Raw genomic sequence first — 1873 nt, forward strand, 5'->3', positions numbered from 1 at the left:
GTTCGACCGAGAGGCAGTGCGCGACGACCTCGTCGCCGGGCTTCCAGGCGTTGACCCCGGCGCCGGTGCGCAGCACCACGCCCGCGAGGTCGGAGCCGAGCACGTGGTAGGGCAGGTCGTGGCGCTTGGTGAGCGGCGACAGCCGGCCGTACCGCTCCAGGAAGCCGAAGGTGGAGACCGGCTCGTAGATGGAGCTCCAGACGGTGTTGTAGTTCACCGCGCTGGCCATCACCGCGACCAGGGCCTCGCCGGGGCCGAGTTCGGGGAGGGCGATCTCGTCGAGGTGGAGGGACTTGCGGGGGTCCTTGTCGCGGCTGTCGAGGCCCGCGAACATCTGCTCCTCGTCCTTGTGGAGCGTGACCGCGCGGTAGGACTCCGGGAGCTCCAGCGCCGCGTAGTCGGCGGCGGTGGTGTCCGGGTTCTGGATCGCGGCGAGGATTTCCTTCATGGCTGCCTCCGGTGGCGTACCTGCTGAGGGATGCAGGGTGCGTCAGTGGGACGGGGGGCTGTCTGGTGGTGCGGGCGCCGGCAGTGGGCGCCGACTATGTCAGTCGCGGTGATGCTGAAGCTGTGGTTCGGGCTTGCAGCCTGCGCAAAATGCGCGGGCGGCAGGCCGTGGCACACCGGGGTGGGAAGCGGCGCCGCGACCAGCGGGTAACAACGTACTGGCACTCTGTGCCAGCAGAAAAGACACTGCGTGCCACCAGCGCGTCCGTTGCCACGTGAGTGTCATCACGTTGCAACACGGCGCCGGACGCGCTGCTTGTTCTTCGGTCCAATCGGGAAGTTGCGACCCTCGCCGGAAGCGGGCGGGGGGTGCGGCATCGTTCGGCGGGCCACTCCCGAGGGACGAGCAGGCGGCCGAGCGGGGTGTGCGCGGCGGTGATCAGCGGCGTCGCGTGTGCCCCCGGTCGCGAAACCATGGGGCATCCGCCTCCGGGGGCGGTGGGGGCATGGCGCCGATGTAGCGCGCCTGGTCAGGACCGTTGGTTCAGGGCGGGCACGTTCTGGCGCTCAACTGGGGTCGGCGGGCGCTACGGCAGGAGCATCGAACGGAGTCGGTGCTGGACGGGGCCCCGCAGCGCGGCGGAGCCGGTTGGCGATGGCCAGTCCCAACCCTTCCTCCACCGGCAAGGACGCGATGATGAGGTCGCACCCTCGTTCGTCGAGCTCCCGCAAGAAGCCGTACAGGCCGCGCGCGTAGGCGGCCATCGAGCCGGGCAGGGCCACCACGGCGTGAGCCTTCACCGGAGTGTCGGTGACGGAGGGCGGAAGGAGAACGCCCACCCGGTGCCCGAGCTCGTGCGCGCGCTCTGCTTCGGCGACGACCTTTTCGGGCGCAACGAGGACGACGCGCGCCCGCGGCGCGTAGTGGGAGGGATGCTGGCCCGGCACCCGGACGCGGCTGGTGGAGTGGACCGGGAGCGGGCGCCCCAGCACCGCTTCGAGGTCCTCGCGGGTCACCCCGCCGGGCCGAAGGATGCTCAAGGCATCGCCCGTGGCGTCGACGATGGTCGACTCGACGCCGACCTGGCAGGGGCCGCCGTCCAGCACGAAGTCGACGTCATCGCCGAGTTCCGCACGGACGTGGTTCGCCGTGGTGGGACTGACCGAGCCGAAGCGGTTGGCGGACGGTGCCGCCACACCGCCGCCGAAGGCGGACAGCAGCGCGAGGGCGACGGGGTGGTCGGGTACCCGCACGGCTACCGTCTCCAGCCCGCCCGTCGCCGCGAGGGGCACTCGGCGACCGCGCCGCAGGACCAGCGTCAGTGGTCCCGGCCAGAAGCGTTCGGCCAGCAGGCGCGCCGCCGGGGGGACGTCCTCGACCCAGCCGCCCAGCAGTTCCGCGCCGCCGATGTGGATGATCAGCGGG

At 71.6% G+C, this 1873-nt stretch carries 2 protein-coding genes; both read right to left on the reverse strand.

Features of this window, described 5'->3' with window-relative positions; translation table 11 throughout:
- On the reverse strand, nt 1–448 hold a 448-nt coding region (locus VM95_RS37415), incomplete at its 3' end, for an alcohol dehydrogenase catalytic domain-containing protein (RefSeq protein ID WP_045705829.1).
- A 566-nt stretch (nt 449–1014) separates the two neighbouring features.
- Nucleotides 1015–1873: L-threonylcarbamoyladenylate synthase (locus VM95_RS37420; RefSeq protein ID WP_045705832.1), on the reverse strand; the 859-nt coding region annotated here is incomplete at its 5' end.

The organism is Streptomyces rubellomurinus, from assembly GCF_000961885.1.
GTDB classification, from domain to species: Bacteria; Actinomycetota; Actinomycetes; order Streptomycetales; family Streptomycetaceae; genus Kitasatospora; species Kitasatospora rubellomurina.